23 protein-coding genes, 1 pseudogene and 1 riboswitch are annotated in these 25,712 nt (G+C 70.7%); of the genes and pseudogenes, 14 read left to right on the plus strand and 10 right to left on the minus strand.

The genetic code is table 11. The annotated features are described in order from the left end of the window. Window positions 1-9: 9 nt before the first annotated feature. The 3 genes from rsgA to ACWCP0_RS22675 are packed head-to-tail and all read right to left on the minus strand — an operon-like array spanning window position 10 to window position 3,145. Complete coding sequence (rsgA, locus tag ACWCP0_RS22665) at window positions 10-1,023, minus strand: ribosome small subunit-dependent GTPase A (protein WP_451080620.1); 1,014 nt, start codon at window positions 1,021-1,023, stop codon at window positions 10-12. Between the two features lie 16 nt (window positions 1,024-1,039). Continuing rightward, window positions 1,040-2,395 (minus strand): 3-phosphoshikimate 1-carboxyvinyltransferase, encoded by a 1,356-nt coding sequence (gene aroA, locus ACWCP0_RS22670; RefSeq protein WP_451080621.1) that lies wholly within the window; start codon window positions 2,393-2,395, stop codon window positions 1,040-1,042. A gap of 48 nt (window positions 2,396-2,443) precedes the next feature. Next, window positions 2,444-3,145, minus strand: coding sequence for a M50 family metallopeptidase (locus ACWCP0_RS22675; protein ID WP_451080622.1), 702 nt, complete (start codon window positions 3,143-3,145; stop codon window positions 2,444-2,446). Window positions 3,146-3,194: 49 nt separating this feature from the next. Between ACWCP0_RS22675 and ACWCP0_RS22680 the strand changes: the two genes are divergently transcribed. The 9 genes and pseudogenes from ACWCP0_RS22680 (at window position 3,195) to ACWCP0_RS22720 (ending at window position 11,894) form a co-directional block, all read left to right on the plus strand. Further along, window positions 3,195-4,010, plus strand: a complete 816-nt coding sequence (locus ACWCP0_RS22680) for an SOS response-associated peptidase (RefSeq protein ID WP_451080623.1) — start codon at window positions 3,195-3,197, stop codon at window positions 4,008-4,010. Between the two features lie 33 nt (window positions 4,011-4,043). Then, the gene (locus tag ACWCP0_RS22685) at window positions 4,044-4,691 is read left to right on the plus strand and encodes an alpha/beta hydrolase family protein (RefSeq protein ID WP_451080624.1); all 648 of its coding nucleotides are present in this window, start codon (window positions 4,044-4,046) and stop codon (window positions 4,689-4,691) included. Window positions 4,692-4,969: 278 nt separating this feature from the next. Beyond that, window positions 4,970-5,617, plus strand: a complete 648-nt coding sequence (locus ACWCP0_RS22690) for a sigma-70 family RNA polymerase sigma factor (RefSeq protein WP_451080625.1) — start codon at window positions 4,970-4,972, stop codon at window positions 5,615-5,617. After that, entirely contained in the window at window positions 5,614-5,928 is a 315-nt protein-coding gene (gene rsrA / locus ACWCP0_RS22695; protein WP_451080626.1) for a mycothiol system anti-sigma-R factor, read from the plus strand. The genes ACWCP0_RS22690 and rsrA overlap by 4 nt, the downstream gene beginning before the upstream one ends. 287 nt (window positions 5,929-6,215) lie before the next feature. Further along, window positions 6,216-7,619, plus strand: a pseudogene (locus tag ACWCP0_RS22700) (HD-GYP domain-containing protein); the annotation flags it as partial. 233 nt (window positions 7,620-7,852) lie between these two features. Then, window positions 7,853-9,103 (plus strand): HD-GYP domain-containing protein, encoded by a 1,251-nt coding sequence (locus ACWCP0_RS22705; protein WP_451080627.1) that lies wholly within the window; start codon window positions 7,853-7,855, stop codon window positions 9,101-9,103. 187 nt (window positions 9,104-9,290) lie between these two features. Continuing rightward, window positions 9,291-10,271 carry a tetratricopeptide repeat protein gene (locus tag ACWCP0_RS22710; protein ID WP_451080628.1) on the plus strand — a complete coding sequence of 327 codons (981 nt, stop codon included), beginning with the start codon at window positions 9,291-9,293 and terminating at the stop codon, window positions 10,269-10,271. Between the two features lie 60 nt (window positions 10,272-10,331). Then, complete coding sequence (gene def, locus ACWCP0_RS22715) at window positions 10,332-10,961, plus strand: peptide deformylase (protein WP_451080629.1); 630 nt, start codon at window positions 10,332-10,334, stop codon at window positions 10,959-10,961. Between the two features lie 195 nt (window positions 10,962-11,156). Continuing rightward, window positions 11,157-11,894: a D-Ala-D-Ala carboxypeptidase family metallohydrolase gene (locus ACWCP0_RS22720; protein ID WP_451080630.1), complete on the plus strand. Its 738-nt coding sequence runs from the start codon at window positions 11,157-11,159 to the stop codon at window positions 11,892-11,894. 62 nt (window positions 11,895-11,956) lie between these two features. Here ACWCP0_RS22720 and ACWCP0_RS22725 read toward each other — a convergent pair whose 3' ends face one another. Further along, a complete protein-coding gene (locus ACWCP0_RS22725) occupies window positions 11,957-12,922 on the minus strand; it encodes a helix-turn-helix domain-containing protein (protein ID WP_451080631.1) in 966 nt (321 codons plus the stop codon). 82 nt (window positions 12,923-13,004) lie between these two features. Here ACWCP0_RS22725 and ACWCP0_RS22730 point away from each other — a divergent pair, with 82 nt between their 5' ends. Then, window positions 13,005-13,244, plus strand: coding sequence for a hypothetical protein (locus ACWCP0_RS22730; RefSeq protein WP_451080632.1), 240 nt, complete (start codon window positions 13,005-13,007; stop codon window positions 13,242-13,244). Here the strand turns inward: ACWCP0_RS22730 and ACWCP0_RS22735 are convergent. The 6 genes from ACWCP0_RS22735 to ACWCP0_RS22760 form a co-directional block, all read right to left on the minus strand. Beyond that, window positions 13,199-14,266 carry a ribonucleotide-diphosphate reductase subunit beta gene (locus ACWCP0_RS22735; protein WP_451080633.1) on the minus strand — a complete coding sequence of 356 codons (1,068 nt, stop codon included), beginning with the start codon at window positions 14,264-14,266 and terminating at the stop codon, window positions 13,199-13,201. The genes ACWCP0_RS22730 and ACWCP0_RS22735 overlap by 46 nt on opposite strands. Further along, window positions 14,266-16,644 (minus strand): ribonucleoside-diphosphate reductase subunit alpha, encoded by a 2,379-nt coding sequence (locus ACWCP0_RS22740; protein ID WP_451080634.1) that lies wholly within the window; start codon window positions 16,642-16,644, stop codon window positions 14,266-14,268. The genes ACWCP0_RS22735 and ACWCP0_RS22740 overlap by 1 nt, the downstream gene beginning before the upstream one ends. Before the next feature lie 130 nt (window positions 16,645-16,774). Next, a riboswitch (cobalamin riboswitch) is annotated at window positions 16,775-16,899 on the minus strand. Window positions 16,900-16,941: 42 nt separating this feature from the next. After that, window positions 16,942-17,454 carry a GNAT family N-acetyltransferase gene (locus ACWCP0_RS22745; protein WP_451080635.1) on the minus strand — a complete coding sequence of 171 codons (513 nt, stop codon included), beginning with the start codon at window positions 17,452-17,454 and terminating at the stop codon, window positions 16,942-16,944. A 133-nt stretch (window positions 17,455-17,587) separates the two neighbouring features. Continuing rightward, window positions 17,588-19,213 (minus strand): monocarboxylate uptake permease MctP, encoded by a 1,626-nt coding sequence (gene mctP, locus ACWCP0_RS22750; RefSeq protein ID WP_451080636.1) that lies wholly within the window; start codon window positions 19,211-19,213, stop codon window positions 17,588-17,590. After that, window positions 19,210-19,464: a DUF3311 domain-containing protein gene (locus tag ACWCP0_RS22755; protein ID WP_451080637.1), complete on the minus strand. Its 255-nt coding sequence runs from the start codon at window positions 19,462-19,464 to the stop codon at window positions 19,210-19,212. Before ACWCP0_RS22755 ends, mctP begins: the two co-directional genes overlap by 4 nt. Window positions 19,465-19,764: 300 nt before the next feature. Then, window positions 19,765-20,532, minus strand: coding sequence for a GntR family transcriptional regulator (locus tag ACWCP0_RS22760; protein ID WP_451080736.1), 768 nt, complete (start codon window positions 20,530-20,532; stop codon window positions 19,765-19,767). 294 nt (window positions 20,533-20,826) lie between these two features. Here ACWCP0_RS22760 and ACWCP0_RS22765 point away from each other — a divergent pair, with 294 nt between their 5' ends. The 4 genes from ACWCP0_RS22765 (at window position 20,827) to ACWCP0_RS22780 (ending at window position 25,665) form a co-directional block, all read left to right on the plus strand. Continuing rightward, window positions 20,827-22,119 carry an extracellular solute-binding protein gene (locus ACWCP0_RS22765; protein ID WP_451080638.1) on the plus strand — a complete coding sequence of 431 codons (1,293 nt, stop codon included), beginning with the start codon at window positions 20,827-20,829 and terminating at the stop codon, window positions 22,117-22,119. Between the two features lie 135 nt (window positions 22,120-22,254). Next, entirely contained in the window at window positions 22,255-23,277 is a 1,023-nt protein-coding gene (locus tag ACWCP0_RS22770) for a carbohydrate ABC transporter permease (RefSeq protein WP_451080639.1), read from the plus strand. A 23-nt stretch (window positions 23,278-23,300) separates the two neighbouring features. Further along, window positions 23,301-24,137 (plus strand): carbohydrate ABC transporter permease, encoded by an 837-nt coding sequence (locus tag ACWCP0_RS22775; RefSeq protein ID WP_451080737.1) that lies wholly within the window; start codon window positions 23,301-23,303, stop codon window positions 24,135-24,137. 7 nt (window positions 24,138-24,144) lie between these two features. After that, on the plus strand, window positions 24,145-25,665 hold the full coding sequence (locus ACWCP0_RS22780) for a glycoside hydrolase family 3 protein (RefSeq protein WP_451080640.1): 1,521 nt from the start codon (window positions 24,145-24,147) through the stop codon (window positions 25,663-25,665). Window positions 25,666-25,712 lie beyond the last annotated feature (47 nt).

Genomic DNA, 25,712 nt, shown 5'->3' on the forward strand with positions numbered 1-25,712 from the left:
GTGCGCGGCTCAGTCGCCTTCGCGTCGTTCGCGCGTGGCCAGCAGCCGCCTCAGTGAGTACAGACGCGCGGGATCGGCGTTTCCCTGAGCGACCCACTCGTCGAGTGCACAGTCCGGCTCGTCGTGCGAACAGGCACGCGGACACCCCTCCGTGCCCGGTACGAGATCGGGAAAGGCCAGGATCACCCGCGAGGGATCGACATGGTGCAGCCCGAAGGACCGCACGCCGGGGGTGTCGATCACCCAGCCGTTGTCCTTGCCCGCGAGGGGGAGCGCGAGCGCCGAGGTGGTGGTGTGCCGGCCGCGGCCCGTGACCGCGTTCACCACGCCGGTGCTGCGCCACCGATCCATCGGGACGAGGGCGTTGACCAGGGTCGTCTTGCCGACGCCGGAGTGGCCGACGAACGCGGTGGTCCGGCCCCTGAGGTGCTCGTAGACCCGCTCGGCCGCGACGCCGCCCACGAACTCGTCGCGGGTGGTGACGACATGGGGAACGCCGAGCGCGCCGTACATCTCGAGCAGTTCGTCGGGCGAGGCCAGATCCGACTTGGTCAGCACCAGCAGCGGTTCCAGCCCGCCGTCGAACGCGGCGACCAGACAGCGGTCGATCAGCCGCGGGCGCGGTTCGGGGTCGGCGAGGGCCGTCACGATCGCCAGCTGGTCGGCGTTGGCGACGACGACGCGCTCGTACGGATCGTCGTCATCGGCCGTGCGCCGCAGCACCGAGGCGCGCTCGCCGATGCGGACGATGCGGGCCAGGGTGTCCTTCTTGCCGGACAGATCACCGACCAGTTCGACGCGGTCGCCCACCACGGCGGCCTTGCGGCCCAGCTCGCGGGCCTTCATGGCCATGACCGTACGGTCATCGACCAGGCAGGTGAGACGGCCGCGGTCGACGGTCAGGACCATCCCCTCCGCCGCGTCCTCGTGCTTGGGGCGGATGGACGTCCGGGGACGGTTGCCCTTGGGGTTCGGGCGCTGACGGATGTCGTCCTCGTCGGTGTGCTTGCCGTAGCGGCGCATCTCTTGCCGTCCCCGCTCAGTTGCCCGCGAGCATGTCGGTCCACATCCTCGGGAAGTCGGGCAGGGTCTTGGCGGTCGTCGCCACGTTCTCGATCTCCACTCCCTCGACGGCGAGACCGATGATCGAGCCGGCCGTCGCCATCCGGTGGTCGTCGTAGGTGTGGAACACCCCGCTGTGCAGCGGGCGCGGGCGGATGTGCAGCCCGTCCTCGGTCTCGGTGACATCGCCGCCGAGCTCGTTGATCTCCTTGGTGAGCGCGGCCAGGCGGTCCGTCTCGTGGAGGCGCAGATGCGCGACACCGCGCAGCGTCGAGGGGGAGTCGGCGAGCGCCGCGACCGCGGCGATGCCCGGGGTCAGCTCGCCGACCTCGCTCAGGTCGACGTCGATGCCGTGGATCCGGCCGGTGCCGGTGAACGTCAGCCCGGCGTCGGTCAGCTCGCAGGAACCGCCCATTTCGGTGAAGATCTCCCGCAGTGCGTCACCGGGCTGGGTGGTGTGCTCGGGCCAGTCGCGGACGGTGACCCTGCCACCCGTCACCAGCGCGGCCGCCAGGAACGGCTGGGCGTTCGACAGATCCGGCTCCACGGTCAGATCCCGGCCGAGCAGTGCGCCGCTGCGCACCCGCCAGACGTTCGGCTCGCCGCCGGTCTCCGGCTCGTCGACCTGCGCCCCGACCGTGCGGAGCATATCGACCGTCATCCGGATGTGCGGCATCGACGGCAGTGTGGAGCCCATGTGCCGCACCTCGACGCCCAGGTTGAAGCGGGGCGCCGAGAGCAGCAGGGCGGACACGAACTGCGAGGACGAGGAGGCGTCGATCTCCACCGGGCCGCCGTCCAGCGCCCCGCCGCCGTGCACGGTCAACGGGAGCGCATCGCGCCCGTCGTCGTCGATCCGGGCGCCCAGGGCACGCAGGCCGTTGATCACGCCGCCGAGTGGACGCTCGTACGAGCGCGGGTCGCCGTCGAAGCGGATCGGGCCGTCGGCGAGGGCGGCGACCGGAGGCAGGAAGCGCATCACGGTGCCGGCGTTGCCCACGTCGACGGTGGCGGGGCCGTGCAGACCGGCGGGAATGACCCGCCAGGCCTCGCCGCAGTCCCGGCCGCCGGTGGCGGTGGAGCTGGAGGAGACCTGCTCCTCGATGCCGACGCCCATCGCCCGCAGGGCCTCGGCCATCAGCAGGGTGTCGCGGGACCGCAGCGGGCGGCGCAGCCAGCCGGGCTCGGCGGCCAGTGCCGCGAGGACCAGTCCGCGGTTGGTGACCGACTTGGATCCGGGCACGGTGACCGTCGCATCGACAGGCCCGCTCGCATGAGGGGCGGGCCAGAGATCAAGGTGCTCGGGGTGCACGTGCACGGGGCTGTCGGTCATGGCCTTCACTTTAGTGGGCCGCAACCACCCCGGGTGTTCCACGACCGGTCACAGACCGAGCAGCCAGCGACCGCCACCGATCAGTGAGCACAGCGACACGGCGTGGAAGAGGAAGAACCACATCGCGGGCGGCACATGCGTCAGCCGGGCCAGCTGGTCGGCGTCCGAGTCGGACGCTCCGCCGTGCCGCCGCTTCGCCTGCAGCTCGAAGGCCGGCCGTACGCCGCCGAGCAGCAGGAACCACACGGCTGCGTAGGCGAACGCCGCCTGTACGGCGGGCTCGGTCAGCCAGGACACCAGCAGGAAGGCCGCGCCGGTGAGGATCACGGTGAGTGCCCCGTACGCGTTGCGGATCATCAGCAGCATGGCGATCAGCAGCGCCGTCGCCACCCACAGCAGCAGCGTGATGCGGTGCGCGGCGAGCAGCCAGGCGCCGCCGAGGCCGAGCAGCGGCGGCGCGGTGTAGCCCGCGGCCGCGGTGAGGATCATGCCGAGCCCGGTCGGCTTGCCGCGGCTGACGGTGAGGCCGCTGGTGTCGGAGTGCAGCCGGATGCCCTGCAGCCGGCGGCCGGTGACCAGGGCGATCAGGCCGTGACCGCCCTCGTGGGCGATGGTGATCGCATTGCGGGAGAGCCGCCACAGCGCGTGCGGGACGACGGCGACGAGGGCGAGCGCGGCCGTGCCTATGACCAGCCACTGGTCGGGCGCGGGCTGGGTGCCGAAGACTTCGACGGCGGCGGTGGTGGCCATTTCCGGGGTGGCTCCTCGGGACGCTGGGGATCGTGGCAGTGTGGCACTTATGTGCGGACGGTATGCAGCGAGTCGCAGGCCCGAGGACCTGACGGGACTCTTCCAGATCGAGAAGTGGGAACCGGCGGAGACCCTGGCCCCCGACTGGAACGTGGCCCCCACGAAAGAGGTCTACGCGGTACTCGAACGTCCTCTGAAGGACGCGGACGACCGACGTCCGGTTCGCCAGCTGCGGAAGCTCAAGTGGGGACTCGTCCCGTCCTTCGCCAAGAACCCCGAGGGCGCGGCCCGGATGATCAACGCCCGCGCGGAGACCGTCCACGAGAAGCCCTCGTACCGCCGGCCCTTCCTCGCCCGCCGCTGCATCCTGCCGGCCGACGGCTACTACGAGTGGGTCACCGGGTCGGACGAGCGGGAGCTGGAGGTGCAGGGCAAGAAGAAGCGGCCCCGCAAGCAGCCGTACTTCCTCACCCCGGCCGACGGCTCGGTCTTCGCGATGGCCGGGCTCTACGAGTTCTGGCGCGACCGGACCCTGCCCGACGACCACCCCCAGTCCTGGTGGGTGACCTGCTCGGTGATCACGACCGAGGCGGAGACGAGCCCGCTGGCGGTCGCGCCCGCGGACGGCCCGCACTCGCTGTCCGACATCCACCCGCGGATGCCGCTGATGCTGACCGAGGACCGCTGGGACGCATGGCTCGACCCGGCGCGCACGGACGTGGACGAGCTGCGCGCGCTGCTGGCGCCGCCGCCGCCCGGACTGATGCGGGCGTATCCGGTGACGACGGCGGTCAGCAACGTCCGCAACAACGGGCCGGAGCTGCTGGAGGAACTGGAGGCTCCCGAGGTGGGCACGCTCTTCTGAGCTCTCCGGGGCCGGCGGTGTGACACTGCTTACGTGACACAGAGCGAGATCGAGAGCGAGATCGTCGGGACGCCCGCGGGGGACGCCCGCATCACCTGGCACCCCGCCACCGGCAAGGCCCGGCTCGTGCTGGCGGCGAGTCATGGCGCGGGCGGCGGCATCGGGGCCCGTGACCTGCAGGCACTCGCCGCCGAGCTGCCCGCCGCCGGGGTGACCGTGGCCCTCGTGGAGCAGCCTTGGCGGGTGGCAGGGAAGCAGGTCGCACCGGCGCCGAAGACCCTGGACACCGGCTGGCGGGGGCTGTGGCCCGCGCTGGAGAAGAAGGGGCTGCCGATCGTCGCGGGCGGGCGCAGCGCCGGGGCGCGCGTGGCCTGCCGCACGGCGAGTGAGCTGGGCGCCCGCGCCGTACTCGCGCTGAGCTTCCCCCTGCATCCGCCGGGCAGGCCGGAGAAGTCCCGGGCGGACGAGCTGCTGGGCGCAGGGGTGCCCGTACTCGTCGTCCAGGGCGGGAACGACCCGTTCGGGACGCCGGGGGAGTTCCCCGAGGGGGAGTACGAGTTGATCGAGGTGGACTCAGCCGATCATGGGCTGTCCGTGCCCAAGCGGGCGGTGCTGACGCAGGAGGAGGCGCTGGCCGAGGTCGTCGGCGGCGTACGGAAGTGGATCACCGCTCTTGCGTGACCCGCCCCGAATCGTGCTTGATCCTGACGGTCGTCCACGCACGGGAATAGCCGAGGGCCGGACCACTGTTGTGCCGGACGTCAGTTCAGGAGCTCGGAGAGGGAGTCCGTCGCATGGGTTCGACCATCTGCCCCAGTCGTTCGCGCGCCTCTGACCTGGAGTGGACGGTCCTTCCGACGGTCGGGACCGGCGCCACTCGGGCGGCGGGCGGAGCGGTTGGTCGTCTATCCTCCGATTCGAGCGGGTCCGGTTTCGGACTCGCCACAGCGTTGGAGGAGGTGGGTCCGGTCACTGGGACCGACGACGGCCGTGCGGATGAGACGACCGCCGAGCGCAACGCACGATTCGAGCGGGACGCTCTCGGTTTTCTCGACCAGATGTACTCGGCCGCACTTCGCATGACGCGGAACCCGGCCGACGCCGAGGATCTCGTACAGGAGACGTACGCGAAGGCGTACGGCTCGTTCCACCAGTTCCGGGAGGGCACGAACCTCAAGGCCTGGCTGTATCGCATCCTCACCAACACCTTCATCAACTCGTACCGCAAGAAGCAGCGCGAGCCGCAGCGCAGTGCCGCCGAGGAGATCGAGGACTGGCAGCTCGCACGTGCCGAGTCCCACATGTCGACCGGTCTGCGCTCCGCCGAGTCCCAGGCGCTCGACCACCTGCCGGACTCCGACGTGAAGGAAGCGCTGCAGGCGATCCCCGAGGAGTTCCGCATCGCCGTCTATCTGGCGGACGTCGAGGGCTTTGCCTACAAGGAGATCGCGGACATCATGGGAACACCCATCGGTACGGTGATGTCCCGACTGCACCGGGGCCGCCGCCAGTTGCGCGGAATGCTCGAGGACTACGCCCGTGACCGCGGGCTGGTTCCCGCAGGCGCCGGGGAGTCGACGAACGATCGGAAAGGCTCGGGCTCATGAGCTGCGGAGAGCCGCACGAGACGGATTGCGCGGAGATTCTCGATCATCTCTACGAGTTTCTCGACCGTGAGATGCCCGACGCCGACTGCACCAAGTTCGAGGTCCACTTCGAGGAGTGCTCGCCCTGCCTGGAGAAGTACGGCCTGGAGCGGGCGGTCAAGAAGCTCGTCAAGCGCTGCTGCGGCCATGACGACGTACCGGTCGATCTGCGGGCCAAGGTCATGGGCCGGATCGAGCTGATCCGGTCGGGGGAGGCCGTGCCGGAGCACGACGTGACGGTGGCGGATCTACCGACCGCGACGGCGGAGTAGCCGCTGCCGCACCCGGCGACGGAAGAAGGGGCGCACCGGAAAGGTGCGCCCCTTCTCGCGTACGCGGGCGCACGCGGGGCGCCTGGCCCGGGTGGGCCGCGGGTGTACACGGGGTGCCTGGCCCGGGCGGGCAGCGGACGATGCTCCCGCGGCCGGGCCTGTGGAGGGGCTGCGGAGATCGCTCGTGTCACCCGATGGTGCTAATCGGTCGTTTCCCGCCGCCGGGGATCGGTCGACTCGCTAGCCTGACGCTCTGTTAGGGGGCGGCCGAGGAGGGCTGAGCGCGGGTGAGAGGTATCCCGGGTGGGGCGCGTGCGTTGATTCTCTGCGCCGTGGCGTGCGCCGGCGCATGTGTGCTCCCCTCGGTGTTCTCCGGAGCCGATGTCGCCTGGGGCGCGGTCGCGCTGCTGGCCGGGGTCTACGCGATGTGCGAGATGCCCGCCGGTCGCCCGTTCCTCGGACGGTTCCCCGGCGGGTCGGTGCCGATGGGTGCCGGATCGTTCTTTCCCGTGCTGCTGGCGGCCGCGCTGCTGCTGCCGCCCGCCGCGGCGGCGCTGGCGGCGGTGCCGGGCGCGCTCGTCGCCCACGTCGAACAGCGACCCGCGGCCGTACGGCGGGTGTGGCGTGCCGCCCAACTCGCCCTGGCCGCCTGGGCAGCGTCCTGGGCGGCCCTGCTGTGCGGAGGGATCGGCACCACGCCCGCCTTTCCGCATGCGCTGCTGCCGGCGGGGGCCGCGGCGGTGGCGTTCTGCCTGGTCCTCAGCGCGCTCGACGGCGCCGTCCTGGCCACTGCCGAGCGGCTGCCGTTACGGGCGGCCTGGCGTGGGCTCCTGCCGGGCTCGCTCGCCCCGCACACCGTCCACGGCCTGGCCGGTCTGATGATGGCCGTGCTGTGGCGCAGCCCGTACGGCCCCGTCTCCGCGCTGTTCGTCCTGCTGCCGATGTACATCTCCTGCTGGGCCTTCGCGCAGTACCACCGTGAGCGGAGCGCCCACCGCTCCACCATCCGGGCCCTGGTGCAGGCCGTCGACATCAAGGACAAGTACACGCGCGGGCACAGCGAGCGCGTGGGGCAGGCGTCCGTACTGATCGCGCGCGAGCTGGGCATGGACGAGGAACGGCTGGAGGTCCTCCGCTTCGCCGGCATCCTCCACGACGTCGGCAAGCTCGGCGTGCCCACGCGGGTACTGCGCAAGGACGGACCGCTCACCCCCGATGAGCGCCGGGTCATCGAGCTGCACCCGGAGTACGGACACGAGATCGTGCGCGGGATCGGCTTCCTCGACGAGGCCAGGGCGGCCATCCTGCACCACCACGAACGCCTCGACGGCAGCGGCTACCCGTACGGACTGGCCGGCCGCCAGATCCCCGAGTTCGCCCGGGTCGTGGCCGTCGCCGACGCCTTCGACGCGATGACCTCGACCCGCTCCTACCGACGGGCCCGCCCCGTCGCGTCGGCCGTCGAGGAGCTGAAGCGCTGCTCGGGCACCCAGTTCGACCCCCAGATGGTCCGTGCCCTGGTGCGGGCGCTGTCCCGCCACGGCTGGCAGACCGCCGTCACCGCGGACGAGCCCCTGCCGGGCGCCGTGGGCGGCCCCGGTGGTCCCCGTCCGCCCGCTGCCGCCGCAGCCGGCGCCCCGTCGGCGGCGGTTCCGGCCGCGGCTCCCGGTGCGGCACGTACGCCGGGCGCGCCGCCCACCCCGCGTGGCCCTGCCGTGGGCCCCGCGTCCCTCGTGGCCGATGTCCCCGACCCGGCCCCGGCGCCCGACGTCCCCCATCCGGCCCCGGCGCCCGACGTCCCCGGCCCTGCCGCACCCCCGCCCGCCGGCACCCCGGGCACCCGGGGCGAACGGGTACGCCGCGTGGTCGACGCCGTGGTCGCAGCGCGGGCCGCCCGGGGCATGGCCGACAGACGGCGGGGCGGATGAGACGGCGCGTCCCGCCGACCGTCGCGTGTGTGTACGGGGCGGCGGCAGTGCTGACCGGGGCCGGGCTGGGATGGACGCTGTGGACCGGGATCGAGGACCCGGGCATCGCGCTCGCGTTCGGGGTGCTCATCGCCGTCGGGGAGCTGGCCCGCCGGGGCGCGCTGCCGGGGGAGCGCGAGCCCGCGCCCCTGGGGTCGGCCGGGGCGCTCGCGTACGCGCTGCTCGACGAGAGCGCGGGCACGAGCAGCACCCACGGCGTCCTCCAGGTCGTCGCGGTCGTCGTCGCGGGCGCCCTCGCCGGAGTCGTCCCGCACATCGCACGCGGCCGCGGCCCCGCGCTCGACCAGGTGGCCCGCCGAGTGCTCACCGTCACGTTCGCCGCGGTCTGCTTCCAACCGCTCCACCACTCGGGCGAGTTGGCCGACCGTGTCGGCAAGGGCCCGTACTACGCGCTCTACCTGCTGCTGCTCCTCCTGCTCACCGCGCTCTGCGACGCCGTGCTCGCCGCCCTGATGCTCCGTGCACGCACCCGCTACCCCTACGGTCCGCTGCTCCGCGACGAGCTGCGCTCGCTCCTCGGCATCGGCTCCGCCGTCTGCGCCACCGGAGCCGTCATGGCGCTCGGCGTCGCCGTCGCCGGACTCTGGGCGCTCCCGGTCTTCTGCGTACCGCTGCTGCTGACCCAGCTGTCCTTCCGGCGGTACGCGGCGGTGCGGACCACCTACCGCCAGACGATCGCCTCGCTCGCCCGGGCCACCGAGATCGCCGGCTACACCCCCCACGGCCATGCCCACCGCGTCGCCGCCCTGAGCACCGCCGTCGGTCGCGAGCTGGGGCTGTCGGGGCCGGAGCTGACCGTTCTCGAGTACGCGGCGCTCATGCACGACATCGGGCAGCTCTCCCTCGTCGACCCCGTGCCCGAAGGGGCCACCGCCCGCCTTCCGGCCGCCGAGCAGCGCCGCATCGCCCTGCTGGGCGGCGCCGTGGTCCGCCAGACCGGCGTGCCCGCGGCCGTCGCCGTGGTCGTCGAGCGGCAGGCGGACCCGTACCGCGAACAGCCACTTCCCGCCCGAATCGTCCGCGCCGTCAACGCGTACGACGATCTCACCGGTGAAAGCGCCAAAGGCGCTCTCGGCGCGCTGGAGGAGCTCCGCCTCGGGACCGCGCGCGACTACCAGCCGGAAGTCGTGGAGTCCCTCGCCCGCGTCCTGTCCCGTGAAGGGTGGGGCCCGCAGGGCCTCCGCTGAGGGTGGTGGTGGGGGATGGGCAGGCGGTCTGGCCCCTGCCCAGCCTGGGTAACCCATGGGTAATGAGCGGGCGTCCGACCGGGCATGGTTGGATGCGAATGAAGGCAGATACAGGAGACACGGCTACGAAGACACAGGCGGCCATGTGTCCGGGGGAAGTGACCCGAGCGACCGGCAGGCGGGAATCGTGAGGATCTTCGGGAAGGTACGGCATCGGCCCTCCGCCTCTTGGCGGCAGGCCACCGACCGCGCGTTCACGCTGATCGGCGACGGCCGGTACGAGGACGCGGGCGCGCTGCTGACCCGCGCTGCGGACCTGGAGCCCTGGCTCTCGGAGTCCTGGTTCAATCTGGCGCTGCTGCACAAGTTCCGGCACGACTGGGAGCAGGCGCGCGCCGCGGGCCTGCGTGCCGTCGCGCTGCTCGACAAGGAGACCGGCGCCCCCGACTGGTGGAACGTCGGCATCGCCGCGACGGCCCTGCAGGACTGGCCGCTGGCCCGGCGCGCCTGGCAGGCCTACGGGCTGAGGGTGCCGGGCGAGGCCGCCGCGAGCGGCGAACCCGTCGGCATGGACCTGGGCAGCGCTGCCGTGCGGCTGTCGCCCGAGGGCGAGGCCGAGGTCGTGTGGGGCCGCAGGCTCGACCCGGCCCGGATAGAGGTGCTGTCCATCCCGCTGCCGTCGTCCGGCCGCCGCTGGGGCGAGGTCGTCCTGCACGACGGCGTACCGCACGGCGAGCGCACGACGGCCGCCGGCCACAGTTTCCCCGTCTTCGACGAGATCGAGCTCTGGGCGCCCTCGCCCGTCCCGACCTGGGTGGTGCTGCTGGAGGCCGCCACCGAGGAGGACCGGGACGCGCTGGAGCAGCTCGCGGCCGACGCCGGTTTCGCCGCCGAGGACTGGTCGTCCTCCGTCCGGCTGCTCTGCCGGGCCTGCTCCGAGAGCCGGATGCCGAGCGCCGAGGGCGACGGCGAGCACCTGGACCCGCACGACCACAGCGAGCCGGGCCACCCCGGGCCGCTCGGCCACCGCACGGCCGGGGACCTGTGGGTACCGGAGCGCGAGTGCGGGATCGCGGCGCCCGCCGGCCTGGTGCGCGGACTGCTGGACGGCTGGGTGGCGGACAGTCCGGACAGCCGTGAGTGGCGGGATCTCGAGGAAGTCTGCTGACGCAGGGCCGTAGGCTGTACGGAGCAACCAGACGGCACCGAGGAAGGCGTACGGCGGACAATGGCGCAGCAGGAGACGGACCAGCAGGTCAACGATGGTTTCGTCGTGGACACGGAGGACTGTGAGGAGCGCGAGCGGGCGCACCGCGAGCGCGGCACGGCCCGTCCCATCACCGTCGTCGGCAACCCCGTGCTCCACAAGGAGTGCAAGGACGTCACCGAGTTCGACGACAAGCTCGCGGCGCTGATCGACGACATGTTCGCCAGCCAGCGGGCGGCGGAGGGCGTGGGCCTGGCCGCCAACCAGATCGGTGTGGACCTGAAGGTCTTCGTCTACGACTGCCCGGACGACGAAGGCGTACGTCACACCGGCGTCGTCTGCAACCCGGTGCTGCAGGAGCTGCCGCCGGAGCGCCGTGTGCTCGACGACTCGAACGAGGGCTGCCTGTCCGTCCCGACGGCGTACGCCTCGCTGCCCCGCCCGGACTACGCCGAGGTGCACGGACAGGACGCCGAGGGCAGGCCGATCAAGGTGCGCGGCACCGGCTACTTCGCGCGATGCCTGCAGCACGAGACGGACCACCTCTACGGCTACCTGTACATCGACCGGCTCTCGAAGCGCGACCGCAAGGACGCGCTGCGGCAGATGGCGGAGGGCACGCCGCGCTACGAGACCGTGCCGAACGCCTGAAACGACTGACGTCGTGTCCGTGGTGAGGGCCCCGTTCCGGTGACCGGTGCGGGGCCCTCGCCTTGCCGCCGGTGGACTGCCAATGGGCGGACAAATGACGGCTGTCCATGCCCTGTTGACGCGCGTCGACCGTCCCGCCAGTCTCATGCGTGCACTCGCACGTCTCTCATCCGGTGGACTTGCCCTGGAGGGCCGATGCCCAGACGCACCGCACGACTCCTGCTGTCCTTTGTCATGCTCATGGTTGCCAGTGTGGGCGGGGTGATGGCCACGGCCGGTACCGCCCACGCCGACGGCTGCTACACCTGGTCCCGCACCCTCTCCCAGGGGACCTCCGGCGCCGACGTCACCCAGCTCCAGATCCGGGTCGCGGGCTACCCGGGCTACGGTGGCGTCCTCGCCATCGACGGCGACTTCGGCCCGGCGACCGCTGCCGCGGTCAAGCGCTTCCAGTCTGCGTACGGACTCGCCGCCGACGGCATCGCGGGCCCCGCCACCTTCAGCAAGCTCTACGTCCTCCAGGACGACGACTGCACCCCGATCCACTTCAGCTACGCCGAGCTCAACGACTGCAACTCCACCTGGGCGGGCGGTGCGGTGAGCGCGGCCACCGCGAAGTCCAACGCGCTGCGCACGATGTGGAAGCTGGAGGCCATGCGGCACGCCCTCGGCGACCAGCCCATCACCGTGACCAGCGGCTTCCGTTCGTACGCCTGCAACAGCGCGGTCGGCGGAGCCTCCGACAGCCGCCATCTGTACGGTGACGCAGCCGACCTCGGCGCGGGCCCGCACTCCCTGTGCAAGCTCGCCCAGCAGGCTCGTAACCACGGCTTCAACGGCATCCTCGGCCCCGGCTACCCGGGCCACGGCGACCACGCTCACGTCGATCACCGCGCGAGCCGCTTCTGGTCCGCGTCGAGCTGCGGAATCTGAGTTCGCCCGGGTCCGGCCGAACCCACCCGGGCCCGCTGCCCGCTCAGGCCAGCCGGGCCCGCTCAGGCCGCGCGCACCGGCCCGCGGAACGTGCGCCGGTACGTGTGGGGCGTCGTCCCGAGCGTACGGAGGAAGTGGTGGCGCAGCGCGGCCGCGTTGCCGAAGCCCGCGCGGCCCGCGATCGCGCCCACCGTGTCGTCCGTGGCCTCCAGCAACTCCTGCGCCAGCAGCACCCGCTGGCGCAGGAGCCAGCGGTACGGCGTCGTCCCCGTCTCCTGGTGGAAACGGCGCGCGAAGGTCCGCGGTGACATGTGCGCCCGCTCCGCCAGCTGTTCCACGGTCAGCTCACGGTCGAGGTGCCGCTCCATCCAGGCGAGCACCTCGCCCACCGTGTCGCACCGGGTGCGCGGCAGCGGCCGGTCGATGTACTGCGCCTGCCCGCCGTCGCGATGCGGCGGCACGACCATCCTGCGGGCGATCTTGTTGGCGACCTCCGGACCGTATTCACTGCGCACGAGATGCAGGCAGGCGTCGATCGCGGCCGCGGTGCCGGCCGACGTGATCACCGGCCCTTCGTCGACGTAGAGCACATCGGGGTCGACGAGCGCCCGCGGACAGCGGCCGGCCAGTGCGGCGGCATGGCGCCAGTGAGTGGTGCAGTGCCGGCCGTCGAGCAGCCCCGCGGCACCCAGCACGAAGGCCCCGGTGCACACGGAGAGCACCCGCGCACCCCGGTCGACGGCAGCGCGCAGCGCCTCCAGCAGATCCTGCGGGTACTCACGCTCCGTGTAGTTGCTCCCGGTCGGCACGGCGATCAGATCGGCCTCCGCCAGCCGGTCGAGGCCGTGTTCCACGGACAGCGTGAAACCGGCGTGGGTGCGCAGTTGCGGCCCCTCCGCCGAGGCCACGGCGAAGTCGTGGACCGGGAGCCCGTCGTCGCTGCGGTCGAGGCCGAAGACCTCACAGAGGACTCCGAGTTCGAAGGGGTGTACGCCGTCGAGCAGGACGGCTGCCACGTTCTTCAGCATGGATCCAGTGTGGCAGTAATTCGATGGTTGCCGACAGTCCTGCCACTGATATTCCAGGGGCCCGACGACGAGAGTGGAGGGCATGAACACATTCCTCACCTACCTCGTCATCGTCGGGATGCTCGTGCTCGTCGGCCTTCCGCCACTCGTCGGGTACGCAAGGGACCGCGCCGTCGACCGCGGGCTGCGTGAGGCGGAGCGCCGGGACGCGGAGCGGGCAGGGGCCCGGACCGTCACTCGGTCCGGGCCCCCGCCCGCATGTGTCCGGCAGAACCGTCAGAAGTCCTCGTCCAGGTCGACGGAGCCCTCGACCGCCACCTGATACGCGGACGGCCGGCGCTCGAAGAAGTTCGTCAGCTCCTGGACGCCCTGGAGCTCCATGAAGGAGAACGGATTCTGCGAGCCGTAGACCGGCGCGAAGCCGAGCCGGGTGAGCCGCTGGTCGGCGACGCACTCCAGGTACTCGCGCATCGACTCGGTGTTCATGCCCGGCAGGCCGTCACCGCACAGATCGCGCCCGAACTGCAGCTCCGCCTCCACCGCCTCCTTCAGCATGTCGGTGACCTGCTGCCGGAGTTCGTCGTCGAAGAGCTCCGGCTCCTCCTTGCGGACCGTGTCCACGACCTCGAAGGCGAAGTTCATGTGCATCGTCTCGTCCCGGAACACCCAGTTCGTCCCGGTGGCGAGACCGTGCAGCAGGCCGCGGGAGCGGAACCAGTACACATAGGCGAAGGCGCCGTAGAAGAACAGCCCCTCGATGCACGCCGCGAAGCAGATCAGGTTCAGCAGGAAGCGGCGGCGGTCGGCCCTGGTCTCCAGACGGTCGATCGTCTCGACGGAGTCCATCCACGTGAAGCAGAACTGCGCCTTCTCGCGGATCGAGGGGATGTTCTCGACGGCGGCGAAAGCTGCCGCGCGGTCCTCCGGGTCGGGAAGGTAGGTGTCCAGCAGCGTCAGATAGAACTGGACGTGCACGGCCTCCTCGAAGAGCTGGCGGGAGAGATACAGCCGCGCCTCGGGGGAGTTGATGTGCTTGTAGAGCGTCAGCACGAGGTTGTTCGCGACGATCGAGTCGCCGGTCGCGAAGAAGGCCACGAGCCGGCCGATCATGTGCTGCTCCCCGGGGGAGAGCTTGGCGAGGTCGGCGACGTCGGAGTGGAGGTCGACCTCCTCCACGGTCCAGGTGTTCTTGATGGCGTCCCGGTAGCGCTCGTAGAAGTCCGGGTAGCGCATCGGACGGAGTGTCAGTTCGAAGCCCGGGTCGAGCAGATTCTTCGGAATTCGGGAGGAGTCGGCGCGAAGCGCCGTCGTTGAGGGGTGGTGGTCGGGCGACGGGTGGGACATTACTGGCAGGCCTCGCAGGACTCGGGGTTTTCAAGGGAGCAGGCGATCGCGTCGGCGTCGGGGGCCGCCTGCTGCAGGGGGACGGTGGTGGCGACCGGCCTCGCGCCGGATGCGGCACGGGCGATGCGGGTCGCCGGGCGGGAGCGCAGGTAGTACGTCGTCTTCAGGCCCTGCTTCCAGGCGTACGCGTACATCGAGCTGAGCTTGCCGATGGTCGGCGTCTCCATGAAGAGGTTCAGCGACTGCGACTGGTCCAGGAACGGGGTGCGGGCCGCCGCCATGTCGATCAGGCCGCGCTGTGGGATCTCCCACGCCGTGCGGTACAGCTCCCGCACGTCCGCCGGGATCCAGTTGAGGCCCTGCACCGAGCCGCTGGAGTCGCGCAGCGCCTCCCGGGTCTGCGCGTCCCAGACGCCCAGCTTCTTCAGGTCGTCCACGAGATAGGAGTTGACCTGCAGGAACTCACCGGACAGAGTCTCGCGCTTGAAGAGATTGGAGACCTGGGGCTCGATGCACTCGTACACGCCCGCGATCGAGGCGATGGTCGCGGTCGGCGCGATCGCGAGGAGGAGGGAGTTGCGCATGCCGCTGGTCGCGATCCGCTCGCGCAGGGCCGCCCAGCGCTCGGGCCAGGTGAGCTCGACGTCGTAGTGGTCGGGGTGCAGCACTCCGCGCGCGGCGCGCGTCTGCTCCCAGGCGGGCAGCGGGCCGTTGCGCTCGGCGAGTTCGCACGACGCCTCGTACGCCGCCAGCATGATCCGCTCGGAGAGGCGCGTGGAAAGGGCCTTCGCCTCCGCCGAGTCGAAGGGCAGCCGGAGCTTGAAGAGGACGTCCTGGAGGCCCATCGCGCCGAGGCCCACCGGGCGCCACCTGGCGTTGGAGCGGCCCGCCTGCTCGGTCGGGTAGAAGTTGATGTCGACGACGCGGTCGAGGAAGGTCACGGCCGTGCGGACGGCCTCGTCGAGCCGCTCCCAGTCGATGTCACCGGCCGGGGTGACGAAGGCGCCCAGGTTGACCGAGCCCAGGTTGCAGACGGCCGTCTCGCCGTCGTTCGTGACCTCGATGATCTCGGTGCAGAGGTTGGAGGAGTGCACGACCGTGCCGGGCTCGGCGGTCTGGTTGGCGGTCCGGTTGGAGGCGTCCTTGAAGGTCATCCAGCCGTTGCCGGTCTGCGCGAGGGTGCGCATCATGCGGCCGTAGAGGTCGCGGGCCGGAATGGTCCTGCGGGCGAGGCCTGCCGCCTCCGCCTTCCGGTACGCGGCGTCGAAGTCGTCGCCCCACAGGTCCACGAGCTCGGGCACATCGGCCGGGGAGAAGAGGGACCAGTCGGCGTCCGCGTTCACCCGGCGCATGAACTCGTCGGGGATCCAGTGCGCGAGGTTGAGGTTGTGCGTACGGCGCGCCTCCTCGCCCGTGTTGTCGCGCAGCTCCAGGAACTCCTCGATGTCCGCGTGCCAGGTCTCCAGGTAGACGCAGGCCGCGCCCTTGCGGCGGCCGCCCTGGTTCACGGCGGCGACCGACGAGTCGAGGGTCCGCAGGAACGGCACGATGCCGTTGGAGTGGCCGTTGGTGCCGCGGATCAGCGAACCGCGTGAGCGGATACGGGAGTACGAGAGGCCGATGCCGCCCGCGTGCTTCGAGAGCCGTGCGACCTGGTGGTAGCGGTCGTAGATGGAGTCGAGCTCGTCGAGGGGGGAGTCCAGCAGATAGCACGACGACATCTGCGGGTGGCGGGTGCCGGAGTTGAAGAGCGTGGGGGACGAGGGCAGATAGTCGAGCCGGCTCATCAGCCCGTAGAGCGCGGCGACTTCGTCGAGGGCGCGGACCGAGTCGTCCTCGGCGAGCCCGGCGGCCACGCGCAGCATGAACTGCTGCGGCGTCTCGATGACCTTGCGTGCGATCGGGTGCCGCAGGAGGTAGCGGCTGTAGAGCGTGCGCAGACCGAAGTAGCCGAAGCGGTCGTCCGCGGCGCCGTCGATCAGCGCGTCGAGCCGGGCGGAATGGGTGCGTACGAACGCGGCGGTCCGGTCCGCGATCAGGCCCTCGCGGTGGCCCACGGCGATGGAGTCGGAGAAGGCGGCCGCCCCCTGTGAGGTCGCCTCCTCCGTGATGGTGAGGCTCAGCAGCCGGGCCGCGAGCCGCGAGTACGCCGGGTCCTCGGAGATCAGCCCCGCGGCCGCCTCGGTCGCGAGCTCCCGCAGCTCGGCCTCGTCCGAGCCCGCCTGCCGGCCGCGGAGCGCGGCGGCGGCGACCCGGCCCGGGTCGGTGTCGGGGAGGTCGGCGGTGAGGTCGGTCAGGGTCCGCAGCAGCGCGGTGCCTGGCCCATCGGCTCGGTCTGCACGCTGCACTGAAGCAGGATCGGGCGGCGCGATGGTCACGGGGTGCTCTCCCTCGCTCGGCTCGGGGCCGGCGGGGCGCTCGGGGCACGGGCGCACGCCTGTGGGGGCAGGTGCGCCGCGTCCACCGGCCTTTCCGCGAGGCCCGGACGTTCGGGCACCCGGGCCGGACGGTCCGGGCGCACCGTCGGCAGGTCCTTGGACTCGCAGGCGCGCGCACATGCACGCCGGCACACCATTGCGGGACAGTTCCGGGTTCGCACCGGATTCCCCTGCGGCGACAGCGAGCATGAGCATACATGTGGGGGCGGGGAGTTACATCACCCACCACATGTTGTGTCACGGCGTCGGACGGAGCTCCAGGGCGTACGTCAGCAGGGCCAGCCCGGGGATCGGCTCCCAGTCCCGCTCGGGGGTCCGTACGAAGCCCAGACGCTCGTAGATGCGGTGCGCGGTGTGCATCGAGGGCTGCGTGGACAGGACGAGCCGCACGCACCCGTCGGTGGCCAGTGCCCGGTCGACGCACGTCCGGACGAGCGCCTCGCCGGCGCCCTTGCCACGGCCCTCCCTGGCCACGGCGAGCATCCGGAACTCGGCCTCGCCCTCGCGAGCGATGTCGGCCCACGGGCCGCCGGACGCGACGAAGGTCACCCCGCCCAGCACCCGTCCCTGCGCCTCCACGGCGACCAGTACCTCGGCGTCCTCGACGCGCGCCGCCACGTCCCGCAAGGTGTGCAGGTACTCGTCGTCCTCCCCGAAGTCGAGCAGCCCGTCCCCGAGGTACGCCTCCGCCGTGATCGCCCCGAGCGTCTCGTACTCGGCGGGCTCGGCGCGCCTGATGATGAAGTCCATGCCGGCAGTCTTCCTCACGGCGGCGACGGCGGTCCGGGCGAGCACCGGCGCCCGTCGAGGGCCCTGCCGTGAGACGGCGATCGGCGCAGGCTCACCGAGCCTGCGCCGATCGCGGACGAGAGCCTCCCGTGGGTCAGTGCGTGCTCGCGCCGACCGTGGGGAGCTCCGCCTTGACGCCCGCGTCCCCCGCGTCCGCCGTGTAGTCCTCCGGGGACGTCTCGTCGATCCCGTCCGGCGCCTTCACCGCACGCAGCACGAACGTCAGGACGACCGTGACCACCACGTTCAGCACAAAGGCCGTCAGGCCGATGTAGCCGATCTCCCCGATCCCGGGAATCTCCGCCGACGACCCACCGAAGTGCTTCTGTGTGGGGCTCGCGACCCCGTACGCCGCCATCGTGCCGTACAGCATGCCGACCGCCCAGCCCGCGATCAGTGCCCAGCGGTGGAACCACCGTGTGAAGAGGCCGCCGACCAGTGCCGGGAAGGTCTGCAGGATCCAGATGCCGCCCAGCAGCTGGAAGTTGATGGCGACCGTCTTGTCCATCGTCAGGACGAAGGCCAGCGCGCCCACCTTCACCAGCAGCGACACCAGCTTCGACACCTTGGTCTCCTGCGCCGGTGTCGCGTCCGGCTTCAGGAAGTCCTTGTAGATGTTCCGCGTGAAGAGGTTCGCCGCGGCGATCGACATGATCGCTGCAGGCACCAGCGCGCCGATCCCGATGGCCGCGAAGGCCACACCCGCGAACCAGTCGGGGAACATGTTCTCGAACAACTGCGGGATGGCGAGCTGACCGTTGGTCACCTTCACCCCGGCAGCGATCGCCATGAAGCCGAGCAGCGCCAGCAGTCCCAGCATCAGCGAGTACAGCGGCAGGATCGTCGTGTTGCGCCGGATCACCTCACGGCTGCGCGAGGACAGCGTCGCCGTGATCGAGTGCGGATACATGAAGAGCGCGAGCGCCGAGCCGAGCGCCAGCGTGGCGTAACCCCACTGGCCCAGCTCCCCGGGCACCAGCGCGCCTCGCGGCTTGTCCGTCGCCGGGTTGATCTGCGCGTACGCTTCGCCCGCCTTGGCGAAGATGTCGTCGAAGCCGCCGAGCTTGATCGGGATGTAGATGATCGCGACCGCGATCACGATGTAGATCAGCGTGTCCTTGACGAAGGCGATCAGCGCCGGCGCCCGCAGCCCGGACGAGTAGGTGTACGCCGCCAGCACACCGAAGGCGATCAGCAGCGGCAGATCCTTGATGAACCAGTTCGTGTTCTCGCCGCCGCCGACGCCCATGACGTCCAGCACGGCCTGGATGCCGACGAGCTGCAGGGCGATGTACGGCATCGTCGCGAGGATGCCGGTCACCGCGACCGCCAGCGACAGCCCCTTCGAGCCGAAGCGCCCGCGCACGAAGTCGGACGTCGTCACATAGCCGTGCTTGTGCGACACGGACCACAGTCGCGGCAGGAAGGTGAAGATCAGCGGATAGACGAGGATCGTGTACGGCACCGCGAAGAAGCCCGCCGCGCCCGCCGCGTAGATCGCCGCGGGTACGGCGACGAAGGTGTACGCGGTGTAGAGGTCGCCGCCCAGCAGGAACCAGGTCACCCAGGTGCCGAACGAGCGGCCGCCCAGGCCCCATTCGTCCAGGCTGTTCTCGTTCTCGGCCCTGCGCCAGCGCGACGCGAGGAAGCCCATGACCGTGACGGCCAGGAAGAAGAAGATGAAGACGGCGAGTGCGACGCCGTTCACGCCGTCCTTCACTTCGACGCACCTTCCTTGCGGGCGCGCTGGTCACGCTGCCACAGCACGTAGGCCACCATCGTCAGCGCCGTCGAGACGACGACCCAGAGCATCTGGTACCAGTAGAAGAACGGGATCCCGGCGAAGGTGGGCTCGACCTTCGCGTACGAGCCGACCCAGAGCATCGCGACGAACGGCGCGATCAGGCAGAGGGCCACGACCGTCCGTACCGGCGTGACGATCGGTTTTCTGTGTTCGGGTACTTCGGGCATGAGCGGCTCCGTCCCGTCGCTGATCAGCTGCGCTGATGTAACGCGCACGAAATCTAGGCGACGGTTCCGCTTGATGGAACCCTTGTCCGAATAACGGACGCGGCAATCGCCGAGCGGCTCGGGTCGGCCGCTCAGCGGCCGAATTCGACCGCTCGGCGGCTGATTCCGACCGCTCAACCGCTCGTCCGGACCGTTCGGCCGCCGCCCGGGATACCCCGGGGCACGGCCGGCCCGTCTCCGCCCGCCGCGGCCGCGCGACGCTGTGCTGTTCCGGAGGCCGGCCCCCGGACTCCCCGGCCCTCAGTCCGACTCGGGCCGCTGCAGCCTCGCGACGAACTTGTACCGGTCGCCGCGGTACACCGACCGCACCCACTCCACCGGCTCGCCGTTCCTGTCCAGCGAGTGCCGGGACAGCATCAGCATCGGCAGGCCCACGTCCGTACCGAGCAGTCCCGCCTCGCGGGGCGTGGCCAGGGAGGTCTCGATCGTCTCCTCGGCCTCCGCCAGATGGACGTCGTACACCTCGGCCAGCGCCGTGTACAGGGACGTGTACTTGACCAGCGACCGCCGCAGCGCGGGGAAGCGCTTCGCCGACAGATGGGTCGTCTCGATCGCCATCGGCTCGCCGCTCGCCAGCCGCAGCCGCTCGATCCGCAGCACCCGGCCGCCCGGCGAGATGTCCAGCAGGCCGGCCAGTGTGTCGTCGGCCGTGACGTATCCGATGTCCAGTAGTTGAGAGGTGGGCTCCAGGCCCTGTGCCTTCATGTCCTCGGTGTAGGAGGTGAGTTGGAGGGCCTGCGACACCTTGGGCTTCGCGACGAAGGTGCCCTTGCCCTGGATCCGTTCCAGCCGGCCCTCGACGACCAGCTCCTGGAGGGCCTGCCGGACCGTCGTGCGCGAGGTGTCGAACTCGGCGGCGAGCGTGCGTTCGGGCGGTACGGGCGTGCCGGGCGGCAGTGTCTCCGTCATGTCGAGCAAGTGCCTTTTGAGCCGGTAGTACTTGGGCACGCGCGCGGTACGGGTTCCCGTCCCGTTCTCCGCCTCGGTGCCGCCCCCGTCCGTGGCCATGGCCTGCCTTCCCGACTCGTGTGCTGCTGCCGTCACCGGCACCTCCGTCTGTTGCGGCTCACATGGTGGCACGCTCCGGTCACGGGTCGTCGCCCTCCCTCAGGTGTCGGTCCGATAACGGACGCGACAGCCCTTCTTATACACCCTTGACACCCCTAAAGGTCTAGGCCAAGCTCCCGAGTACTGGTCTAAACCATTAAAGACCAAGTCCCAGCCCCACGAGCAGTACTCGGCGTATGTCTCCGTATGTCTTCGCGGTGGGCGGGGGGTTGCAGCATCCCTGAGGAGGGTGGCGTGAAGCGCAAGCTCATCGCGGCGATCGGCGTCGCGGGCATGATGGTCAGCATTGCCGCATGTGGCTCCGACAGCGACAAGGGCGGCGAGGGCAAGAGCGACGCCGGGGGCAACAAGACTCTCACCGTCTGGGTCATGGACGGGTCCGCTCCGGAGGCCTGGATCGCGGAGGTCAACAAGGAGTTCGAGGCCAAGCACAAGGGCGTCAAGGTCAAGGTCGAGACCCAGCAGTGGAACGGAATCCAGGAGAAGGTCACCACGGCCCTCTCCGAGGACACCCCGCCGGACGTCCTCGAGCTCGGCAACACCCAGACCGCCGGCTACGCCGTCACCGGTGGCCTCGCCGACCTCACCGGGGACAAGGCCGAGCTCGGCTACGACGGTTGGAACAAGGGCATGCTCACCTCCGCCGAGCTGGACGGTAAGCTCTACTCCGCCCCGTGGTACGCCGCGAACCGTGTCGTCGTCTACGACAAGGCCCTCTTCAAGAAGGCCGGCGTGAACCCGCCGAAGACCCGCGACGAGTGGCTCGCCGGTCTGAAGAAGATCAAGGCGTCGGACTCCAAGGTCCAGCCGATCTACCTGCCCGGCCAGAGCTGGTACGTGTACGCCGGTTTCGTCTGGGACGAGGGCGGTGACCTCGCGGTCAAGGACGGCGACAAGTGGAAGGGCAACCTGTCCTCCCCCGAGGCGGTCGCGGCGATGAACTTCTACAAGGAGCTGCAGTCCTACTCGACCGCCCCGAAGGACAAGGACGAGGCGACGCCGCAGCAGTCCACGGACGTCGTCCCCAAGGGCGGGGTCGCGTCCTGGATCGGTCTCGGCTGGGAGGCCGGCGGCGCGATCGACGCGATGAAGACGGCAGGCAAGACCGCCGACTTCGGCTACTTCCCGATCCCGGGCAAGACCGCCGACAAGCCGGGCTCCGTCTTCTTCGGCGGCTCGAACCTCGCCGTCGCCGAGCGCTCCGCCAACAAGGACCTGGCCAAGGAGTGGCTGGCCCTGGCGGCCGGCAAGGACCACATGGCCAAGTACGCCCAGGCGACCGAGGGCGGCCTGCTGCCGAACAACGACGCCGCGCAGTTCACGCCGCCGGCCGGTTCCTTCGCCGAGGCGATGGCGCTGTCCGCGCCCGTCGGCAAGATCACCCCGGTCACCCCGGGCTGGGCGAACGTCGAGACCGCGCCCAACCCGATCAAGGAGTACATGACCAAGGTGCTCAAGGGTGAGGACGCCAAGAAGGCCGGCGAGGCGGCCGACAAGGTGATCACCGAGCGCGTCAACCAGGAGTAGTCGCAGCTGCCCGATGGTGCGGTCGGCGCCCCGCGCACCGACCGCACCACCGGCCTTCGCACCGACCAGCGGCCCGCTTCGTCGCGGGCCGCGCCCGATGGGCACGGGAGCCCCAGAACCGCGAGGAAGAGGACCATGACCGTGGACTCCCAGGGAGCGGTGGCCTCCGCTCCTCCGGACGCGCCCCGGGGGGCGGCAGGGACGGCGAACACCCCGCCACCGCCTTCCGGAACGAAGGAGGTTCTTCAGCCTCCTCGAGGCAGACGCGCGCTGCCCGGCGGACTGCTGCCGTACCTGCTGGTCGCACCGGCGGTCCTCAGCATGGCGGTGCTGCTGCTCTATCCGTTGATCCGGAACGTGATCCTCGCCTTCCAGCAGGTCAACCGAAGAGAGCTGATCACCCGCAAGCCCGAGTGGATCGGGTTCGACAACTTCACCGAGCTGCTGGGGGATCCGGACTTCTGGACCGTCGCCCTGCGGAGCGTCGCGTTCACCGCCGCCAACGTCGTCCTCATCATGGGCATCGGCACGCTGATCGGCCTGCTCCTGAACCGGCTCGGCAAGAAGATGCGACTGGTGCTCTCGCTGGCACTGATCCTCGCCTGGGCGATGCCGATCGTCGCGTCCGTCACCGTCTTCCGCTGGCTCTTCGACGAGCAGTTCGGCGTCATGAACTGGCTGATGCGCACACTCGGCTTCGCCGGCTACGAGCAGCACAACTGGTTCGAGACCGGTCTGTCCACCCTCGTCATCGTGACGGTCCTGGTGGCCTGGGGCTCGATCCCGTTCGTCGCACTGAACATGTACGCCGGTCTCACCACGATCGGGACCGAGCTCTACGAGGCGGCGCGGATGGACGGCGCGGGCGGCTGGCGGACCTTCTGGTCGGTGGTCTTCCCGAACCTGAAGCCCTTCTTCATGGTCACGACGTTTCTGGAGATCATCTGGGTCTTCAAGGCGTTCACCCAGGTCTACGCCATGAACGCCGGCGGCCCCGACCGGGCGTCCGAGACCCTCCCCGTCTACGCGTACATCACCGGCCCCGGCCAGGGGCACTACGGTCTCGCCGCGGCGATCTCGGTGCTCACCATCGTCATGCTGATCGCCGTCATGTCCTTCTACTTCCGTCTCATCCTGAAGCAGGAGGAGCAGCAGTGACCGCCACCTCCCCGACCGCACCCGTGCGCCGCAGGAAGCCGCTCCGGCCCGCCGTGATCGCCAAGAACGCGGCCGCGCTCGTCATCGCGGCCCTGTTCGCCTTCCCCGTCTACTGGATGGTCGCCTCCTCGCTGAAGCCGCAGAGCGAGATCCTCAGCAAGGACCCGGTCTTCGTCTTCACCCCGACGACCGAGAACTACACGACCGCCACCGGCGTCGACCTGTTCTGGACGTATGTCGTCAACAGCCTCACCGTGACCGTCGGCGCCGTGCTGATCGCCCTGGTGATCGCCCTGGCCGCGAGCTTCGCGATCGCCCGGATGAGGTTCCGCGGCCGAAGGGGCCTGGTCCTCGCCGTGATGATGGCCCAGATGGCGCCCTGGGAGGTCATGGTCATCGTGATGTACATGATCGCCCGCGACCAGGACATGCTGAACAGCATCCCGCTGCTCACGGCGATCTACTTCGTCATGGTGCTGCCTTTCACCATCTGGACGCTGCGCGGCTTCATCGCCGCCGTGCCGGTGGAGCTCGAGGAGGCCGCGCTCATCGACGGCTGCAACCGCGGCCAGGCCTTCGTCAAGGTGATCTTCCCGCTCCTCGCACCCGGTCTGATGGCGACCTCGCTCTTCGGCTTCATCACCGCATGGAACGAGTTCGCCATGGTCCTGATCCTCAACAAGGAGAAGGAGGCGCAGACCCTGACGCTGTGGCTGACGCAGTTCCAGACCGCCTTCGGCGACGACTGGGGCGCCACCATGGCCGCTTCCACGCTCTTCGCCCTGCCCGTGCTCATCGTCTTCGTCTTCCTCCAGCGCAGGGCCGTCGGCGGCATGACCGCCGGCGCGGTGAAGGGATAACGCCACCGTGACGACGCTCGCACACCGCACCGACACGCTCACGCGTGACGCACTCGCCGTCCTCCAGCCCGGCTTCGTCGGCACCGCCGCGCCCGAGTGGCTGCTGCGCCGGATCGGCGAAGGGCTCTCGTCCGTGGGCCTGTTCGGCCGCAACATCGCCTCGCCCGAGCAGCTCGCCGCGCTCACCGCGCAGTTGCGGGCCGAGCGGGACGACGTACTCGTCGCCATCGACGAGGAGGGCGGGGACGTCACCCGCCTGGAAGTCCGTACCGGCTCATCCTTCCCCGGCAACTGCGCCCTCGGATCCGTCGACGACGTCGAGCTGACCCGGGGCGTGGCCGCGGAGCTGGGCCGCCGGCTCGCCGCATGCGGGGTCGATCTGAACTGGGCCCCTTCGGCTGATGTGAACTCAAATCCGAACAATCCCGTCATCGGCGTGCGTTCCTTCGGTGCCGATCCCCTGCTGGTGGCCCGGCACACCGCCGCATACGTCGAGGGAATGCAGTCCGCAGGAGTGGCTGCATGCACCAAGCACTTCCCGGGGCACGGCGACACCGCCGTCGACTCGCATGACGCACTGCCCCGCATCGATGTGGACTTGGCCACGTTGCACGCCCGTGAGCTGCTGCCTTTCCGCGCAGCCATCGCAGCGGGTTCCAAGTCGGTCATGAGCGCGCATATCCTGCTGCCTGCGCTCGACCCGGACCGCCCGGCGACCCTGAGCCCGCAGACCCTCACCGGTCTGCTGCGCCAGGAGTTGGGCTTCGACGGACTCATCGTCACGGATGGCATGGAGATGCAGGCCATCGCCGCGACACACGGAATCGAGCGCGGCAGTGTCCTCGCGATCGCCGCCGGTGCCGACGCGATCTGTGTCGGTGGCGGCCTGGCCGACGAGGACACCGTGCTGCGGCTGCGCGATGCGCTGGTCACCGCGGTGCGCGAGGGCGAGCTGCCCGAGGAACGACTGGCCGACGCGGCCGCTCGCGTGCGCGCGCTCGCGGAGTGGACCAGAGGGGCCAGGGGGGCGGCATCGGAGCCGGGCGCGGCTTCACAGGAGGGGACCGCGCCCGGCACCGACATCGGCCTCGTCGCGGCGCGGCGGGCGGTGCGTGTCACGGCGGGGAAGCGGCCCTTCGAGCCCCTGACCTCGGCGCCTTACGTCGCCGCGTTCACCGCGGTCGCCAACATCGCCGTCGGCGACGAGACCCCTTGGGGCGTCGCGGCGGAACTGGCCCGGCTGCTCCCGGGTACGGAGACGGGAAGGTACGCGGACGCCGCGGTCGACGACGTCCTCCTGGCCGCGGGGGACCGCCGGATCGTCGCGGTCGTGCGCGACGCCCACCGGCACACGTGGATGGCCCAGTCCCTGGACGCCCTCCTCGCGGCCCGCCCCGACACGATCGTCGTCGAGATGGGCCTCGACCAGGCCCCACCGCGGGGCGCACTCCACGTCGCCACCCTGGGCGCGGCACGGGTCTGCGGCATCGCGGCCGCCGAAGTGGTCTGCGGGCGGTCGCTCCCCTAGCCAGGGCGATGGGGTCCCTCCGGGCGAAGCTCGGGGGACAGTGGGTG

The organism is Streptomyces sp. NPDC001970, from assembly GCF_053594115.1.